Annotated in this window: 18 protein-coding genes and 1 pseudogene; 13 read left to right on the forward strand and 6 right to left on the reverse strand. The window is 41.9% G+C overall.

Annotated elements, in window-relative coordinates; genetic code table 11:
• Positions 1 to 7: 7 nt before the first annotated feature.
• Positions 8 to 475 carry a TspO/MBR family protein gene (locus F3J22_RS13690; RefSeq protein ID WP_167018046.1) on the reverse strand — a complete coding sequence of 156 codons (468 nt, stop codon included), beginning with the start codon at positions 473 to 475 and terminating at the stop codon, positions 8 to 10.
• 125 nt (positions 476 to 600) lie between these two features.
• Here F3J22_RS13690 and F3J22_RS13695 point away from each other — a divergent pair.
• The 12 genes and pseudogenes from F3J22_RS13695 to F3J22_RS13750 all read left to right on the forward strand — a co-directional run.
• A pseudogene (locus tag F3J22_RS13695) lies at positions 601 to 798 on the forward strand (helix-turn-helix domain-containing protein); the annotation flags it as partial.
• Between the two features lie 147 nt (positions 799 to 945).
• Positions 946 to 1,617, forward strand: a complete 672-nt coding sequence (locus F3J22_RS13700) for a tetratricopeptide repeat protein (protein WP_167018048.1) — start codon at positions 946 to 948, stop codon at positions 1,615 to 1,617.
• 123 nt (positions 1,618 to 1,740) lie between these two features.
• On the forward strand, positions 1,741 to 2,442 hold the full coding sequence (locus tag F3J22_RS13705) for a hypothetical protein (protein ID WP_240155051.1): 702 nt from the start codon (positions 1,741 to 1,743) through the stop codon (positions 2,440 to 2,442).
• A 175-nt stretch (positions 2,443 to 2,617) separates the two neighbouring features.
• A complete protein-coding gene (locus F3J22_RS13710; RefSeq protein ID WP_167018050.1) occupies positions 2,618 to 3,118 on the forward strand; it encodes a GNAT family N-acetyltransferase in 501 nt (166 codons plus the stop codon).
• A gap of 12 nt (positions 3,119 to 3,130) precedes the next feature.
• Entirely contained in the window at positions 3,131 to 3,559 is a 429-nt protein-coding gene (locus F3J22_RS13715; RefSeq protein ID WP_167018052.1) for a MarR family winged helix-turn-helix transcriptional regulator, read from the forward strand.
• A 114-nt stretch (positions 3,560 to 3,673) separates the two neighbouring features.
• Positions 3,674 to 4,477 carry an SDR family oxidoreductase gene (locus F3J22_RS13720; protein WP_167018054.1) on the forward strand — a complete coding sequence of 268 codons (804 nt, stop codon included), beginning with the start codon at positions 3,674 to 3,676 and terminating at the stop codon, positions 4,475 to 4,477.
• A gap of 68 nt (positions 4,478 to 4,545) precedes the next feature.
• Entirely contained in the window at positions 4,546 to 5,460 is a 915-nt protein-coding gene (locus F3J22_RS13725) for an AraC family transcriptional regulator (RefSeq protein ID WP_167018056.1), read from the forward strand.
• 68 nt (positions 5,461 to 5,528) lie between these two features.
• Entirely contained in the window at positions 5,529 to 5,864 is a 336-nt protein-coding gene (locus F3J22_RS13730) for a nuclear transport factor 2 family protein (protein ID WP_167018058.1), read from the forward strand.
• A gap of 60 nt (positions 5,865 to 5,924) precedes the next feature.
• The gene (locus F3J22_RS13735; RefSeq protein WP_167018060.1) at positions 5,925 to 6,347 is read left to right on the forward strand and encodes a nuclear transport factor 2 family protein; all 423 of its coding nucleotides are present in this window, start codon (positions 5,925 to 5,927) and stop codon (positions 6,345 to 6,347) included.
• Between the two features lie 250 nt (positions 6,348 to 6,597).
• Entirely contained in the window at positions 6,598 to 8,334 is a 1,737-nt protein-coding gene (locus F3J22_RS13740) for an erythromycin esterase family protein (protein WP_167018062.1), read from the forward strand.
• Between the two features lie 125 nt (positions 8,335 to 8,459).
• Positions 8,460 to 9,371: a M48 family metalloprotease gene (locus F3J22_RS13745; protein ID WP_167018064.1), complete on the forward strand. Its 912-nt coding sequence runs from the start codon at positions 8,460 to 8,462 to the stop codon at positions 9,369 to 9,371.
• 129 nt (positions 9,372 to 9,500) lie between these two features.
• Positions 9,501 to 9,881 (forward strand): DUF4377 domain-containing protein, encoded by a 381-nt coding sequence (locus tag F3J22_RS13750; protein WP_167018066.1) that lies wholly within the window; start codon positions 9,501 to 9,503, stop codon positions 9,879 to 9,881.
• Between the two features lie 83 nt (positions 9,882 to 9,964).
• Here the strand turns inward: F3J22_RS13750 and F3J22_RS13755 are convergent, their stop codons facing one another.
• Positions 9,965 to 10,717, reverse strand: coding sequence for an SDR family oxidoreductase (locus tag F3J22_RS13755; protein ID WP_167018068.1), 753 nt, complete (start codon positions 10,715 to 10,717; stop codon positions 9,965 to 9,967).
• A 200-nt stretch (positions 10,718 to 10,917) separates the two neighbouring features.
• On the opposite strand from F3J22_RS13755, the gene F3J22_RS13760 reads away from it, so the two are divergent.
• A complete protein-coding gene (locus tag F3J22_RS13760; RefSeq protein WP_167018070.1) occupies positions 10,918 to 12,066 on the forward strand; it encodes a M23 family metallopeptidase in 1,149 nt (382 codons plus the stop codon).
• A gap of 162 nt (positions 12,067 to 12,228) precedes the next feature.
• Here F3J22_RS13760 and F3J22_RS13765 read toward each other — a convergent pair whose 3' ends face one another.
• From F3J22_RS13765 to F3J22_RS13780, 4 genes are all read right to left on the reverse strand, one after another.
• On the reverse strand, positions 12,229 to 12,639 hold the full coding sequence (locus F3J22_RS13765) for a PepSY-like domain-containing protein (protein WP_167018072.1): 411 nt from the start codon (positions 12,637 to 12,639) through the stop codon (positions 12,229 to 12,231).
• Between the two features lie 78 nt (positions 12,640 to 12,717).
• Positions 12,718 to 13,413, reverse strand: coding sequence for a hypothetical protein (locus F3J22_RS13770; protein WP_167018074.1), 696 nt, complete (start codon positions 13,411 to 13,413; stop codon positions 12,718 to 12,720).
• Positions 13,414 to 13,459: 46 nt separating this feature from the next.
• Positions 13,460 to 14,167 carry a hypothetical protein gene (locus F3J22_RS13775; RefSeq protein WP_167018076.1) on the reverse strand — a complete coding sequence of 236 codons (708 nt, stop codon included), beginning with the start codon at positions 14,165 to 14,167 and terminating at the stop codon, positions 13,460 to 13,462.
• Between the two features lie 68 nt (positions 14,168 to 14,235).
• Positions 14,236 to 14,943, reverse strand: coding sequence for a hypothetical protein (locus F3J22_RS13780; protein WP_167018078.1), 708 nt, complete (start codon positions 14,941 to 14,943; stop codon positions 14,236 to 14,238).
• Positions 14,944 to 15,270: the final 327 nt, after the last annotated feature.

Here is a 15,270-nt window from a genome sequence, read left to right on the forward strand (position 1 = left end):
AGAAGGATCAGTTAAGGTACCAGATGGCGGCATTCAGTATACTGGCAAAACTTACCCACGCGAGGTAAGGCCATTGAAGGCTGGCGGCAGTGGCCGACACCCGGTAATACTGCCTGATCATTAAAATGATGAATAGCCATAACAATAAGATATCTGCCATGGCAACCCTCACCCAGTGAAACTGGAAGAACAGTATGCTCCACCAGAAATTCAGGAAAAGTTGTATGCTGAAAAGTACGATGGCACGCCTTCGCGCCGGAGAAGGAGGCTGCTGTAATACGAGATATAGGGAGATACCCATCAAAATGTATAATATAGTCCATACAGGCCCAAATACCGCATTGGGAGGATTAAAAGATGGTTTTTCCAGGCCCGGATACCAGGTGTTTACATTTTGCAGCGTAACATATCCGGCAACAGCTCCTGTAAGTAACGGCAATCCAATACACAACAAAAGTTTGAACAGTTTATTCATGGTGTCTCTTTTATGCAGATCGTCGGCATAATGGTTATGCCATGCGTTACTTAACAAACATATGGCAATAGTGTTGAATGCTGTTGTGGAGAATGTTGTTAAGGCTAGTATCAAGACGGATTTCTCGTTCACTTACCGGCATGAATACACAACAATATATACATAACGCCATCATTGAAAAGGCGAAGGAAAAATTAGCTGCAACTAATTTATCTGTATCGGAAATTGCCTATGCATTAGGTTTCGAGCATTCGCAATCTTTTAGTAAACTCTTTAAGGCCAGAACGAAGTTGTCGCCACTTGCATTCAGACAGTCATTTTAGGGTATAACGCTGCTGCATATACGTATTTTCTTATGCTTGATATGTCTAAATCATTGTTTGTCAGACGGGTCGGATATTGGCTTTGATTTATGCTTTCTTTTTTATAATATCAGCTACCAATAATTCTTCTGCCAAAATCTTTACTATATGTCTGGAAAGTATTTTATCGCTGGACTATGCCTTCTTTGCTGCTCCTGTATGTTCAAATCCTCTAAAGACTACCTGAAAGAAGCTGCTGCGTTTGAGGCCCAAAACAAACTGGAAGAAGCCATCGGAGTCTTGGATAAGGCAATTGAAGCGAACCCCAAATTTTTGCCTGCCTATCTTAATCGTGGTGCCGACTTATCAAGACTCGGGAAGCATGATCTTGCCATTCAAAATTATACTGCCGTTATCAGGCTATCCCCGAACAATGTATTGGCTTTGGTTAACAGGGGGCAAAATGAATTTAGCCTGGGCCAGTACAGGAAGGCGCTGGATGACTTCCAGGCGGCCATCCGGCACAAGGGCGGTGAAAAATTTTACATCGACCTGAACCCCAATTCAATAGTTGATGTGGGACAAGGTTATGATGTTCCGATGGTAGTGATCAGGCTGGACAGAGGTCTGGTCTACTACAACCTCGATAGTTTAAACAGTGCATTCCGCGATTTTCAATTTTGCATCGGGCAGCAATATGAATTAGGTATGGCTTACCGGTTAAGCGCTTATGTATACCTGCGCGCCGGGCAAAAGGAAGCCGGCTGTCAGCACCTGCAGCAGGCAGTGGCACGGGGAGATGCGGAAGCAAAGGAGGCTCAGGCAAAATACTGTCAATAGGTATCTCCAACTTTTCGCTGGTTGCCTGGCTGTTTCTTGGTTATCATTGGTACCTTTACATCGGCTCCGGCCCGACGGGACTGGCGGATCGCTTTCCCGTATGTAATTGTCAAAGGATATTTTATGATGAAAGATATATCTCCGGCCGGGAGCCAGGTGGGCTACGTTGAAAGTTTTCATGACCTCATTGCTACACCCTACAGCGGACAGGTGAATGCACTTTGCTGGAAGCGCGAGCTGGCAGGGGATTTTTCTGAGATTGTACACAAGATAGCGTTAGATGGAAATATAACGGTCGTTGAAGAGGAGGAGCTGCGTGCGCTTCAGTTGAGTGAGCAGGGGAATCTGGCCCGTGAAATTCTTTTGAATGATATGCTATTACTGGAAGAGCAGGGCGCATCGCCGTTGCTGAATGTGATCAGCTACTATGAGCGTGATGTCGCCTATCCGTTTTTTCCTACCGATGTTTATTCCTGGCATGTGGATCGTGCGCCGATACCTACCAGCACTTTTTTATGCACGTACTATGGCGAGTCCAGTGATATATTGCCCAATGCACAAGGCATACAGAAAATTCTCATTCCTGAAATCCGGGCCGGACTCGAAAAGCTTTATAATGGGCCGGCGGAAGGATTTGAGGCCTTCCTGACGGATAATTTCTTCGATCTCCACTATCAGGCTGTGCCTGATGCGCAGCCGATCAACTGTGGCATTGGTAACCTTTGGCGGCTGGCAGTGGATGCTCCCGGAAGTAAGGTGCCACCGTGTTTACACAGGGCTCCCAGGGAAAAGCCGGGGGAGAGCAGGTTGTTGCTTATATGCTGATAAGATATTGACAGCAGGCACCGCTGTTCTGCTGGCTGTAAGCCGGTTTATGCATCACCACTATGATAAATCAATTGTGTTTAAGGATTTTGTAAAATAGTTGAATAATTCAACTAAAATGGTTTTCTTTGTAATGGTTGAATAATTCAACTATTTACATTAAAGAAGATATATTATGTCAGCGATTGTCTTATCCGACATCCAGATCAGAAACACCTTACAGCCTGGAGATTTAGGTTATATAGCTTATATGCATGGGGATTTATATGCCAGGGAATGTAGTTACGGGTTGAAGTTTGAATCTTATGTGCTGGATGGCCTGAGTGATTTTGCGCGGGAGTATGATGATAGGAAGGATAAAGTCTGGATATGCCAGCATAATGGCCGGATAATGGGTTCCCTGATCGCCCAGCATCGGGGAGAGCAGCTCCAGTTGCGCTATTTTATTTTCCTGCCGGAATACCGTGGTATTGGTTTAGGGAAACGGCTCATGTATGAATTCATGGCATTTATGAAGGAGCGGCAGGTATCACAGGCCTATCTCTGGACTACCGAAGAGCAGCAGGTGGCTATCGGCTTATACCAGCGTGCAGGCTTTCGCCTGACACAGGAAAGCACATCTGATAGTTTTGGTAAGCCGGTAACAGAAAGGCGTTATGACATGACTTTATCTTAATCAGGCATCTTTATGAAAGTCAAGCAACTTACTATAAGCAGCATCAGGGCATTTAACCGCTATTATACAAAGTTACTGGGATTATTGAACAGGCATTTACTCAATAGCGATTATTCGCTGGTAGAGGCGCGCATTATATACGAAATACATACCAATGGCCCCTTGAGCGCTTCTCAGATGATGTCTGAAATTGAGATAGATAAAGGGTACCTGAGTAAGGTACTGAAACAATTTGAGCATGCAGGTCTTATTTCAAAACAGCGTGCTGTTGAAGATGCCCGTATTACACTGCTTTCGCTCACCGCTAAAGGAGCGGCATTGTTTACTAAATTGAACAGCGCCTCAGAGATGCAGATAGAAATGTTGATTGATAAGCTTACCGCAGAAGAGCAGCGTCAGCTGGTGGGGCATATGCAGGCGATACAGCAGTTACTTCAATGATAGCAAATCCATAGCTGAAATTCGTCATTTTGGCAACAACTTAACTCAATCCGGCTACATGCAGGTCTTTACTTCTTTCGACTTTTGTATCATAAAATTTAAGCAAAGTCAGGTATGAGAAAGACAGTATTTATTACAGGGGCATCCACTGGCCTGGGAAAAGCGAGTGCCAGGTTGTTTCAGTCAATAGGTTGGAATGTAATTGCAACCATGCGAAATCCCCAATATGAAACCGAACTCACCGCACTGGAAAATGTTTCAGTACTGAAGTTAGACGTTACAGATCCGGAACAAATCAAGGAAACGGTGGCGGCGGCAATATCCATGCATACCATTGATTTGGTATTGAATAATGCAGGATATGGGTTAATTGGCGTATTGGAGGCCTTGAGTGATGAACAGATAACCCGCCAGCTAAATACAAATTTATTAGGTGTCATCCGTTTAACAAAAGGGTTTATTCCTTATTTCAGGGAAAGAAAGGCTGGAATGTTCATCAACATTACTTCTATGTTCGGCCTGGCCGGCTACCCGACCTGTTCGGTTTATGCCGCTACCAAGTTCGCAGTGGATGGGTTTTCTGAAAGCCTCGCTTATGAGCTGGCTCACTTTGGCGTTAAAGTGAAAATAGTTGCGCCTGGTGGTATACAAACCGACTTTGCCGGACGTTCCATGGATGGAGGATTACACGGGGCCTATACGGAACTGGCGGATAAAGTGGCAGCGGGTTATAGCGAAGAAAATATAAGCAGATTTTCAACTGCTGAAGCGGTTGCCGCTGTTATTTATGCGGCAGCAACTGACAATAAAAATCAGCTGCGTTATTTTGCCGGAGAAGATGCTATCAATTTGTACCATGAAAGAGAAACATTTGGTGCTGAGATACAATATCAAAAAATACAAGCAATGTTTGTTTAATTATACCTGATGTATTTCTCCTTTAGCATAATAGATAATTCGGGAGAGATATGTAATTAGTATAGCGTATGAAAAACGAAAACATTATACCGCAGCAATTCAATTCTATTTCGGAATTACACAAACTGTTAGGCTTTCCTAAACCACTGCATCCTTTGGTTAGTCTGGTTAATTATGCAGATATTAAAACACCGCCGGATGAATTACCTAAAGCATTACTGCTAAACTTCTATAAAATTTCATATAAGCTGAACCTGACGGGAAAAGTCAGGTATGGACAAAACTATTATGATTTTGAAGAAGGAGGATTGTCTTTTGTTGCCCCTAACCAGGTTATTCAAAGTGCTTCCGGTGAGCAGGATTATGCAGGATATACTTTACTTTTTCATCCTGATTTAATTCGGAATTATCCCCTTAATGCAAAGATCAGGAACTTTGGTTTCTTTTCATATACAGCCAATGAAGCCTTGTTTTTATCAGATAAAGAGAGAAAGATCATCTTTTCTGTTTTTGACCACATTAAAGAAGAATTGAATAGTACGATTGATGATTTTAGTCAGGATGTTGTAGTGTCGCATATTGAAGTACTACTGAATTACAGCAGTCGTTTCTACAAACGGCAGTTCATTACAAGAAAAGTTGCCAGCCACGATTTGCTTACAAGAATGGAACAAATGCTGGATAACTATTTTGAAAACGAATCCCTGCAAAACGGACTTCCTACTGTTGACTTCCTGGCATCACAACTGAACCTTTCACCCCGGTATTTAAGTGATATGCTACGTTCGTTGACCGGACAAAATGCACAGCAACACATTCACGCAAAATTGATTGCCAAAGCAAAAGAATATTTGACATCAAGTAATATGTCCGTTGCCGAAATTGCCTATCAGTTAGGATTTGAGCATCCGCAATCTTTTAATAAGTTATTCAGGAATAAGACACACCTGACACCAATAGCCTTTAAAGCATCCTTCCACTGATAGGCATTAGTGCGCTCACCACATTTTTTGCTGAAGACAATATTATTTATAAAAATAAAGAAATCACAATGGATATAGCAGCTTTCATCCAGGACTGGATTGCAGTCAGCAATATTTTTGACACAGCGGCCTATTTACAAAAATGGCAGGAAAGCGCCATCCTGAATGATCCGTCTGTCGGTGAAGTTTTTAAAGGACATTCCGGCATCAGGCGGTATTTTGAAACATACTTTATTGGTTACAAAACCCACACAAAATTGCTCAGGTTAGCTATTGTCAGTAAAACAGCAGCTCATATTGAAGTGGAATTTACAGGTGAATTTCCCGGGAAAAAAGTGAATGGCACTTTTGATTTTATTTTTAAAGAAGGAAAGATTGCGGAAGCAAAAGCCGAGTTGATATAAAATCATGCATCCGGATATTGAAATAGTAAATCAGACAATCACAATTAAAAATACTACACCATGTTTGTATCAGCAGAGAACAGGCAAACCCAGGAAGTGCTAGCCGGGTTTTTTGACGGAACTTCCCGAAATGACATACCCACCATTGCACAATACCTGGCGGAGGAAATTGATTTCTATATAGCAGCATCACCATATATGCCTTGGACGGGCCAGAAAAGTAGTAAACAGGAGGTAATAAAGGCACTGCGGCAATTAATGGATGCACATATGTTGGCGGAAGATGATTTTGAAATGGAACATACATTTATTGATGGGAACGAAGCCGCTGTCTTTGGAAAAGCCGGAAGAACGGTAAAGGCAACCGGAAAGAAATTCAAAGCGCATTTTGTTATGCGATTCACCATTGCAGAAGGCCTTATCACAAAGTTCCGCATGTTGGAAGATTCACATGAGATTGAGCAGGCTTTCATTACAGATTAACCAATTAATTTAAGGAAAGAAGTATAAAATACGCATGTTGGCAAGATAATTTTGTAACATTCATACAGTGCTGGCTGTTGGCAGAAAAAGTTTTAGGATAGTTTTAACTCACTTATTTCTCTTTAAAGAAAAGTATACATGATCTTTAGTCATTCCATTTACATCCTGCCTTCCTGACTGTGGTGCATGATTATTATATGGTGAATCCGAACGGGATTGCTGGCTTTATAGTTAGCTTAAATCATCATACATGAATACTATACCTAAACATGTTGTTATTGTTGTTTTCTTACTGTTATGCAATGGTTTTGTCCGGGCACAAACGGGCAAGGAAAGATTAAACCAGCTGATCAATGCCCAGACGGAAAGTCTGGGTAGCTTTTTGCCGGCAGATACCTTTACCGCATTTACCCGCCTGCATGAAATGGTAGGGGATAAAACAATAGTGGGCATTGGTGAGGCCACACATGGTACAAAAGAATGCTTACAGGCATTTATGAACATTGCCACAAGGCTGATTCGTTTCAATGATTTTAAAATCATCATCCTGGCAGAGTCAGAATTCAGTGATACACGTGCGTTGAATGATTATGTAGTAAACGGCAAGGGGGATGCAATATCTGCTTTGCGCTATATCCGGCATTTTCCGGAAATGAGAGTTGAATATGATTTACTGCCTTTAGTAGAGTGGGTGAGGAACTATAACCTAACGCAGACCCCTGCCAATAAAGTATGGATGATGGGGGCAGAGAATAAAGGTATGCAAGGGGTAGCGGAAGATGCTTTATCTTTTATCCGGCAAACCAATATGCCGGTAGCAGATACGTTTAAACAAGTGCTTGCTGTCTGGGCTAATCTGTCTTTAGGTATGATGAATGAATATCCCAGGATGCACCCGCTGGAAGAACTGGAACCACAATTTACTGCTTTCCGGAAAGCAGCCTCACTGTATGAAGGGGATGCACAGCTGAAACAAAGCGTAGAACAAATAGAATACTCCTTACGGATACATTACATGAAATACGGACCCGAAAAAGTGGAGGGCAGAACTATCGTACGGGATTCCTGCATGTATGATAATATTAAATGGATAAAGACATCCAGACCTGGAGCTAAAATTATCGTATATGCCCATAATGCACATGTGCAGAAAGGTATTTTATATGCTGTTGGAAAAGAGTACACATCGTTTGGATATCTGCTGGATCAGCAATTCCCTGGTCAGTATTATACCATTGGTACTGACCTGATGTCAGGTACCTTTGAGGTAGGATCAGGTATTGCCCCTATTACGGAAAGTGACGACAAATTTGCTGCTATCCTGCATGCCGCCACAGGAAAGGAAAATGGTATCTTCTATTTCCAGCAGAGTGAGACCGTGAAAAAATATTTCAATAAAAAGCATTATATGACCTGGGCTAATCTTAGCTCTACTAAAAGTAAACTACAAGCTGTTACTAATATCACCACTGATTTTGATGCGTTGTATTTTGCAAAGCTATCTACACCTGTTACCCTGGCCCCTGCATGGGACAGTACGGCCAGGTTTGGTCTTGGCTTCAAACTAACTGATGCCATGAAGGAGGATATCAAAACTAATGGGTTTCTGCAGCTGGAAATAAAGTCTGTAATAAATACTCCTGAAATAAGATGGCCGGGAACAGGCGTGTCTGTCGCGTTATTATTGCAAGGGAATAGTAAGTTGGTTGATCTGAAGGCACAGGTGATAGACAGTACTACCTGCACCACCAGGTTTCTTGTTCCACCAGGTTATAATCCGGAGAACCTGATCCTGGCGCTGTACGGAAATAATATCAGTTCCATGCAATTGCAGGAGGTAGCGGTAAACGGGCATGTGATGGACCTGCAGTCTTTAAATGCCGCCAATGTGAATGTGTTTAACCAAAGAACAAAGGTCGAATATTATAAAACCCAACATAAGGATAATGGCCTGGTTATCCAGAGAGTAGATGGATCCCTTCCCTGATGCATCTGCCAGCTGGCACATAGATATTTTAGGAACAGTTGTTTACAGGATAGTACCGGACGGTTGATCGTGAAAATTTCGTAAATTGAAGGACTTGTTATAACCTATATATCAACCTGCCCCATATGCGAATAAGCAACAGTCTTAAGTTTGTGCTACTTCTTAGTTACATTTTTTTAGCAGTCACTGCAACATTCATTGCCATTGCAGCCTTTCATCCTGTTAAGGCTTTACCGGATAGTGTATTCTGGTTAACGCTGGCAGGGGCCACGCTGCTTTGTCTTTCCGGTGTTTATTGGCTGGTGCCGGTAATGGAGCTTTCCATGAATGTCAGACGGCCAATACAGGCGGAAGAACAGCGTTTACAACGCTGTATGACGATATTGCAGCGGAAAGCGCAGGATAGCCGGAAATACCGGTTACGTATCATCGCTACCGAAGGGCCCGCAGCTTTTGCCATAGGTGCACGGACCATTGCTGTTTCACCAGACCTGATGGATATGTTGGATGATGAGGAGCTGACAGCGGTATTAGCGCATGAAATGGGGCATCTCAGGGCCAGGGATACCTTCGCCAGCGCCGGCCTGCTAATAGCTTATCATGTACCGGCATATATACAACGTGTAACCCTGAACGTGACATTGGGTATGGCCAGGCATTTTATCCGGGAGGCCTTCGCACAGGGCATAGTGGTAAGTCTGTTGGCCTTTTTAATGTTATTCGGTATAGCATATTATTTCCATGCGCTGCCATGGATAATGATGTTCCTGTTTCTAGGGCTGTTCTTTCTGTTGCTAAACCTGGTTTTTAATTTCTTTTACCGCGCTGATTCCAGGTTCACGGAATACCGCCGCGACGCCTTTGCAGCCAGGCTGGGATATGGAAAGGCCCTCAGTACATCGCTGCTGAAGATATCACAATATTCAGGAAGCGGCCGGGTGAGTCTCTGGTATGTATTTTTCAGAGATACACACCCGATTTTACATAATCGTATCAGGAAGCTGGAGAAAATGGAACTTAAAAGAAATAGAGCGTGACGATGCCGTGGGCGTATGCGGCGGCAGGGGACAATTTTTTCTTTACATGCATGTACATGCTTCGCAAGGGTGTGCTTGTATTTTATTGATAGATACTATATCTTCATGCCTCCTATATTCAGATTCAACATGATGAAATTAAAACTTAATCGTTTAAATGCCCTGTGGCTGCTCCTGATAGTTATTGGAAGCTTTGCATGTAAAAAAAGTCATGACGAGGTTATTGAGCCGGACATCACCTTACAGGTTGATGTATATGGAGGGGCAATATCACCGGGTTGGTTTCCTGAAGGTACCCCTGTCGGAGAGGCGCTCTGGATGGTTGCAAAGAAAGTGGGAGAGAATGACTATCTGCCATTGGTTATAATAACAGGGTTTAAACCAGAAGCAGGGTTTAGGTATGTACTTAAAGTTAAGAAGACGGGTAATGTGGTACCCGGAACAACAACCCAGATTGAAACTGACTTCTCCCTGGTTGCTATCGTTTCAAAGGAAAAAATTCCCCAATAAATTAACTTTATTTTTTGAAATAAAAAGGCTTCAACTTAACAATTAGTTGAAGCCTTTTTATTTACCGTATTGGTTACACTGAATCATTTAATCTTTGGAAATCCGCCGTCAACAAACAATTCCGTACCATGCATAAATGAAGATTCTTCAGAAGCCAGAAAGGTTACCACTTTAGCCACTTCAGCCGGTTCTCCGAAACGAGCCAGTGGAACCTGTGGCATAACAGCACCAGCCATCGCCTGTACCTGGTCTGACGACAAATTAGACCGGTCGAAATAATTGGTATTTATGGGCCCTGGGCTTACTGCGTTAATCCTGATTTTCCTGGGAGCCAATTCGGACGCAAATGTTTTTGTAAACGATTGTACTGCAGATTTTGCGGCAGAGTAAACGGAAGAATTAGGCATTCCAACTTCTGTTACAATAGAAGTATTCAAAATGATAGATCCGCCGGCTTTCATTAAAGGTAAAATCTGTTGCACTGTAAACAACGTTCCCTTAACGATTACATCGAATTGTTCATTAAAATGCAACTCATCTATCAGTGCTAACGGTGCATATTTTCCGAAGCCTGCATTTACGTAAAGTATATCCACCTGCGGTGAGATCAGTTTCACTTTTTCAGCCAAACTTAGGATATCTTCCATTTTTCCGGCATCCGAAACAATTCCTTTGGCTTTAGGTCCCAGTTCACTTACAGTGGCGTCTACGGTGTTTTTGAAGCGACCCGTAATAATCACTGAAGCGCCGTTTTCAATAAAATCCATTGCGGTGGCCTTGCCAATACCACTGGTACCACCTGTGATTAAGGCCGTTTTGTCTTTTAATCGCTGCATTTTCTATAATTTTATTGCACAAAATTAGCAGGACCCGGTCCCCGGTAAAACCCGTTTCTTGCTATATTCTGGTCAGCGTTTCTATAGGCTATTGGCACATCAGCAAGCGATGTCCCTGGTTTAGGGTTTTATTTATGGTGCTGATAGGCTAACAAATCTTTTTGCTTAAATTTAAATCAGGTTACATCAAAAAATATAGCATGGCAATAATCAACAGGTTGTTATACGTCCTACTGATAGTTATCGCAAGTATGGAGCCGGGCTTTTGCCAGGAATACCGGCAATCTGTCGATATGCATATTCCTTTTATGCCTGGTTCTGTCATTATAAACGGAAAGCCTGCGGTTTACTACGAGCTTTATCTGACTAATTTCTCCAACGATTCCATCAGTCTTGAAAAGATGGATGTATTGAATGTTGTTGATTCTTCTGTTGTTGCCACATTTGGCAGGGATGATCTGATGAATAGGTTTAGCAGGCTGGGATTGCAATTGCAGGATAAAGAGAATATTATTGCACCGGGTAATTCAAGGGTAGTCTATCTTGAATTGCAACATGATAAAAATAATGCACAACTGGTTCATCGTCTTAGTTTCACATTATCCCAGGGCAATAAAAAGCAGGCGTTTTCGGTGCTGGGTGCACCGCTGAGCTTATCAGGGAAGCCACCAATAGTGCTGGGAGCCCCTTTAAGCGGTGGTCCCTGGGTTGCAGTTTACGATCCTGCCTGGAGCCGTGGACATCGCAGGGTAATTTACACGGTTGATGGGAAGGCCCGGATTCCGGGACGTTTTGCCATTGATTTCATCAAGCTGGATAAGCAGGGGCATTATGCAAACGGGGATAATAATGTGGTGAAAAATTGGTACGGCTATGCAGCAGCCGTACTTGCGGTGAGCGATGGTGTTATTTCAGCCACCAGAAATGATTTCCAGGAAAGTAGCACTTTGTCTGGTCATCCGGAATGCCCCGCCGGGAAGGCCACAGGCAACTACATTTCATTGGATATCGGAAATAACTGCATCGCATTTTACGAACATCTGAAACCAGGAAGTATTAAAGTCGTACCCGGACAACGGGTAAAAAAAGGAGACGTCATTGCTGCCCTCGGGTTTACTGGTCAGACAACCGGCCCGCATCTTCACTTCCATGTTGCAGATCAGCGTTCTGCACTCGGAGCAGAAGGGATTCCTTTTGTATTCGAACATTTTACCGTGCTTGGCAGCTATATTGATTTTAGCAAATTCGGTAAAGAACGCTGGACACCAGTGAATGATGCATCTTCGATGATTACAGCAGAACGACCTGCATCAAATTCCGTAATCAAATTCGGGATGGGAGATAATTGATTGCAGGTTTAATTAATTAATTAATTAATTAATTAATGGGAAAAAATATCACATATCGTATTGGTTAAAATGGCCGTCTCTATTCAGTAGAGACGGCCATTTTTGATTTGATGCCTAGTCCTCTGGCAAATGCGGGCCTAAAACATGAATCTTTTCAATCTGTTACAGGACTGCGCCCTTGTCGTCGAAAATAACATCTTTGCCTTTTATTTCTGCTTCGTAATTGATAGCGCCACTGGCTTTCTGAATACGGGCTGTCTCCTTAATCTTTGCACCTTTATAATGGCTGGCGATATATGCGGTAGCTGCTTTTGGTAGTTCAGCCGCAGGAATAGGCGTTTCCGTTTCCATCCAGTTACCCTTTACGTCAAATACTGCGGAAACGTGCTGATTGTTATCAGTAAAACCAGCCTCGTAGTTTTGCTGCTCCATTTCCCATTTTATACCGGTAGCGTTGGGGAACTTTTTGGTTAAAGCGGTTTTAACCACAGCAGGTACTTTGGCCTCGCTGATTTTTTGCGCAAACGTGGACGCACTGACGAGCAGACATCCCAACAGAAAATAGATCTTCATGATATTTGAATTTATTTCAAATCTAAAACCCAATTCTGTTTTCTTTCTATAGCTGAGGGGGAGGGAAAAATTTAATTTTTATTTTCCTGCCGACAAATGCCTGTTCCTGATTTCTTCCTGATCCAGGATGAAATTGAACATTTCGTGCTCATCTTTAAAATCATTTACCCGCTTGTGTATTCCGTATCGGTGACGGATAAATTTTACGAGTGCATGACGTATATGTTTACCTTTTACATCGCCATGGAAGAACCTTTTCAGGATGGTATGTTTTTGGCCTTCACTATACAAAATGATATAGGGGTAATATTTGTCATGCAGGGCCATAATAAACCGTGGAACATAAATGCCTGTTTGGTTCCTGACTGCAATGGCTCTCCAGAATTTCATGGGTACTACCGGAACAAAAAGGGCTGTCCCATGTCTGTCGGGTTTACTTGGAAAAATCCTGATGCTGTCAATGTTTTCCCTGCCAACCCTGGATATTCGCTCATCATCAGTATCCTGACTTTTTATAATAGGTATTTTTATGGTATGTTTCAGTTCGGGATGATAAGGTACTAATTTAATCCATCCGGAAACAGCATCCTGGTTGTTGAAATAAATGGTGCCGGGGGCTATCTGTGCATTATTATAGACTTTTTTGCTGCGCTTATCGGGAGGGTGTTGTGGCAGTGTGACCGGCCATTGGGTAGCCTCATACCTGTTAACATAACGTGACGTGCCGCAGGCTGTCAGTAGTATTAAAGATAGGTACAGGAATGTCTTTTTCATGTAATTATTTATTTTTTATTAACTATTATCTGCTGACAAAATATGCTTACTGGCTTTTTGTTGTTTTTTTATTGGCAAGACTGATTTCCTCCTGTTGTAAAATAAAGTTGAACATATCATCTATATTTTGGAAGTCTTTGATTTTTTTATGTACCCCGAATCTACGCCGCATAAATCTTACAAGTGAATGCCGGTAATGCTTTGCTTTAATATCTCCATAGAATAACTTGTTTACTATCCGGTGCTTTTTGCCTTCACTGTAAAGAATGATCTTAGTAAGAATTTTCCCTGTTCTGGATATAAAAAACCAGGGTACATAAATACCTGCATTATCGCTGAGCGCTATCGGGCGCCAGAGCGTTTTAGGCTCCATCTTAATAAATAAGGTAGAAGGATAATGATTGACAGTGTCTGTAAAAATTCTGACTGAATCCACTTTGTCTCTATCTAATTTTGTTATTTTATAATCTTCAATATCTCCCCATTTCAAAATGGGCAATTTTTCTGTGTACAATAACTCCTCATTGTAGTTGACAATCTTAATCAACCCGGAGATAGTATCCCGCCCATTTAAATAAATAATGCCGGCGGCTACCTGTGAATTGTTATATGCATTAGCGCCGTAACGATCGCCTTTGGTGACATGTAGTTCCTGTGGCCAGCTCCGTTGTAGTTGTGTCGGGTTTAATAATGCGGGAATGCGGCAACCGGATAATAGAAGGGGTATTGCCAGGGATAGAAAAAGTATTTTCATATATTCATCTATGTTAGTGTATGACTATTTCTATTTTTCATTAACTTTTATCTGCCAGAAAAATATATTTACTGGCATTTTGTTGTTTTTTTATTGGCAAGACTGATTTCCTCCTGTTGTAAAATATAGTTGAACATCTCCTCTTCATTTTGAAAGTCTTTGATTTTTTTATGTACTCCGAATCTCCGTTGCATAAATCTTACGAGGGAATGCCGGTAATGCTTTACTTTAATATCTCCATAAAAGAACCTGTTTACTATCCTGTACTTTTTGCCCTGGCTGTAAAGAATGATGTTGGAAAAAGTTTTTCCTGTTCTGGATATAAAAAACCATGGTACATAAATGCCTGCGTTTTTGCTGACAGCAATCGGCCGCCAGAGACTCATTGGCTCCACCTGAATAAATAAAGTAGACGGATAATGATTGACGGTATCTGTATATATTCTGACGGAATCCACTTTATACCTATCTAATTTTGTTATTTTATAATCATCTATATCTCCCCATTTCAGAATGGGCAATTTTTCTGTGTAGAAAAGTCTCTTATCGTAGGTGATGAGTTTAATCAGCCCGGAAATGGTATCATGTCCTTTTAGATAGATAATGCCGGCAGCTACCTGTGATTGGTTATAATCCTTAGCGCCGTTACCATCGCCTTTGCGTACATGCATTTCCTGTGGCCAGTTTCGTTGTAGTTGCGTGGGCTTAAATACTTCAGGGACCAGGCAACCGGATAACAGGAGTGTTATTGATAGGGATAAAAAAAATATTTTCATACATCCATCTATGTTAGTAGGTGACCATTTTGTTTTTGTCGGGCATGCCAGGCTGGTAGTGGGATGAGTCGATTTAATATTTCCTGGTTAATTGCTAACTTACTATCTATCTACTGCAAGGTCGGGGGTACTATTAAATAATCCAATAACCACAAATCTGTTAATAGTAATTATATAATAAAGGTAGTATGCCGTATTCAGCTTTAATAGCCTGTTATTCATCTTTAATCATCTTTTAATGCTTTCCAACTCATAAATCTTCAACATAATTAAAAAAAAATCGAGGCTTAAAATTGAATTAAAAAATAGCAAAAAGAGGAAGTTGCG

Origin of the sequence: Chitinophaga sp. Cy-1792 (assembly GCF_011752935.1) — a bacterium.
GTDB lineage: Bacteria > Bacteroidota > Bacteroidia > Chitinophagales > Chitinophagaceae > Chitinophaga.

Excerpts from the sequence above, each read along its gene's own strand:
- F3J22_RS13690 (WP_167018046.1), bottom strand. The coding sequence starts at position 475 with ATGAATAAACTGTTCAAACTTTTGTTGTGTATTGGATTGCCGTTACTT.
- F3J22_RS13700 (WP_167018048.1), top strand. The coding sequence starts at position 946 with ATGTCTGGAAAGTATTTTATCGCTGGACTATGCCTTCTTTGCTGCTCC.
- F3J22_RS13705 (WP_240155051.1), top strand. The coding sequence starts at position 1,741 with ATGATGAAAGATATATCTCCGGCCGGGAGCCAGGTGGGCTACGTTGAA.
- F3J22_RS13710 (WP_167018050.1), top strand. The coding sequence starts at position 2,618 with ATGTCAGCGATTGTCTTATCCGACATCCAGATCAGAAACACCTTACAG.
- F3J22_RS13715 (WP_167018052.1), top strand. The coding sequence starts at position 3,131 with ATGAAAGTCAAGCAACTTACTATAAGCAGCATCAGGGCATTTAACCGC.
- F3J22_RS13720 (WP_167018054.1), top strand. The coding sequence starts at position 3,674 with ATGAGAAAGACAGTATTTATTACAGGGGCATCCACTGGCCTGGGAAAA.
- F3J22_RS13725 (WP_167018056.1), top strand. The coding sequence starts at position 4,546 with ATGAAAAACGAAAACATTATACCGCAGCAATTCAATTCTATTTCGGAA.
- F3J22_RS13730 (WP_167018058.1), top strand. The coding sequence starts at position 5,529 with ATGGATATAGCAGCTTTCATCCAGGACTGGATTGCAGTCAGCAATATT.
- F3J22_RS13735 (WP_167018060.1), top strand. The coding sequence starts at position 5,925 with ATGTTTGTATCAGCAGAGAACAGGCAAACCCAGGAAGTGCTAGCCGGG.
- F3J22_RS13740 (WP_167018062.1), top strand. The coding sequence starts at position 6,598 with ATGAATACTATACCTAAACATGTTGTTATTGTTGTTTTCTTACTGTTA.
- F3J22_RS13745 (WP_167018064.1), top strand. The coding sequence starts at position 8,460 with ATGCGAATAAGCAACAGTCTTAAGTTTGTGCTACTTCTTAGTTACATT.
- F3J22_RS13750 (WP_167018066.1), top strand. The coding sequence starts at position 9,501 with ATGATGAAATTAAAACTTAATCGTTTAAATGCCCTGTGGCTGCTCCTG.
- F3J22_RS13755 (WP_167018068.1), bottom strand. The coding sequence starts at position 10,717 with ATGCAGCGATTAAAAGACAAAACGGCCTTAATCACAGGTGGTACCAGT.
- F3J22_RS13760 (WP_167018070.1), top strand. The coding sequence starts at position 10,918 with ATGGCAATAATCAACAGGTTGTTATACGTCCTACTGATAGTTATCGCA.
- F3J22_RS13765 (WP_167018072.1), bottom strand. The coding sequence starts at position 12,639 with ATGAAGATCTATTTTCTGTTGGGATGTCTGCTCGTCAGTGCGTCCACG.
- F3J22_RS13770 (WP_167018074.1), bottom strand. The coding sequence starts at position 13,413 with ATGAAAAAGACATTCCTGTACCTATCTTTAATACTACTGACAGCCTGC.
- F3J22_RS13775 (WP_167018076.1), bottom strand. The coding sequence starts at position 14,167 with ATGAAAATACTTTTTCTATCCCTGGCAATACCCCTTCTATTATCCGGT.
- F3J22_RS13780 (WP_167018078.1), bottom strand. The coding sequence starts at position 14,943 with ATGAAAATATTTTTTTTATCCCTATCAATAACACTCCTGTTATCCGGT.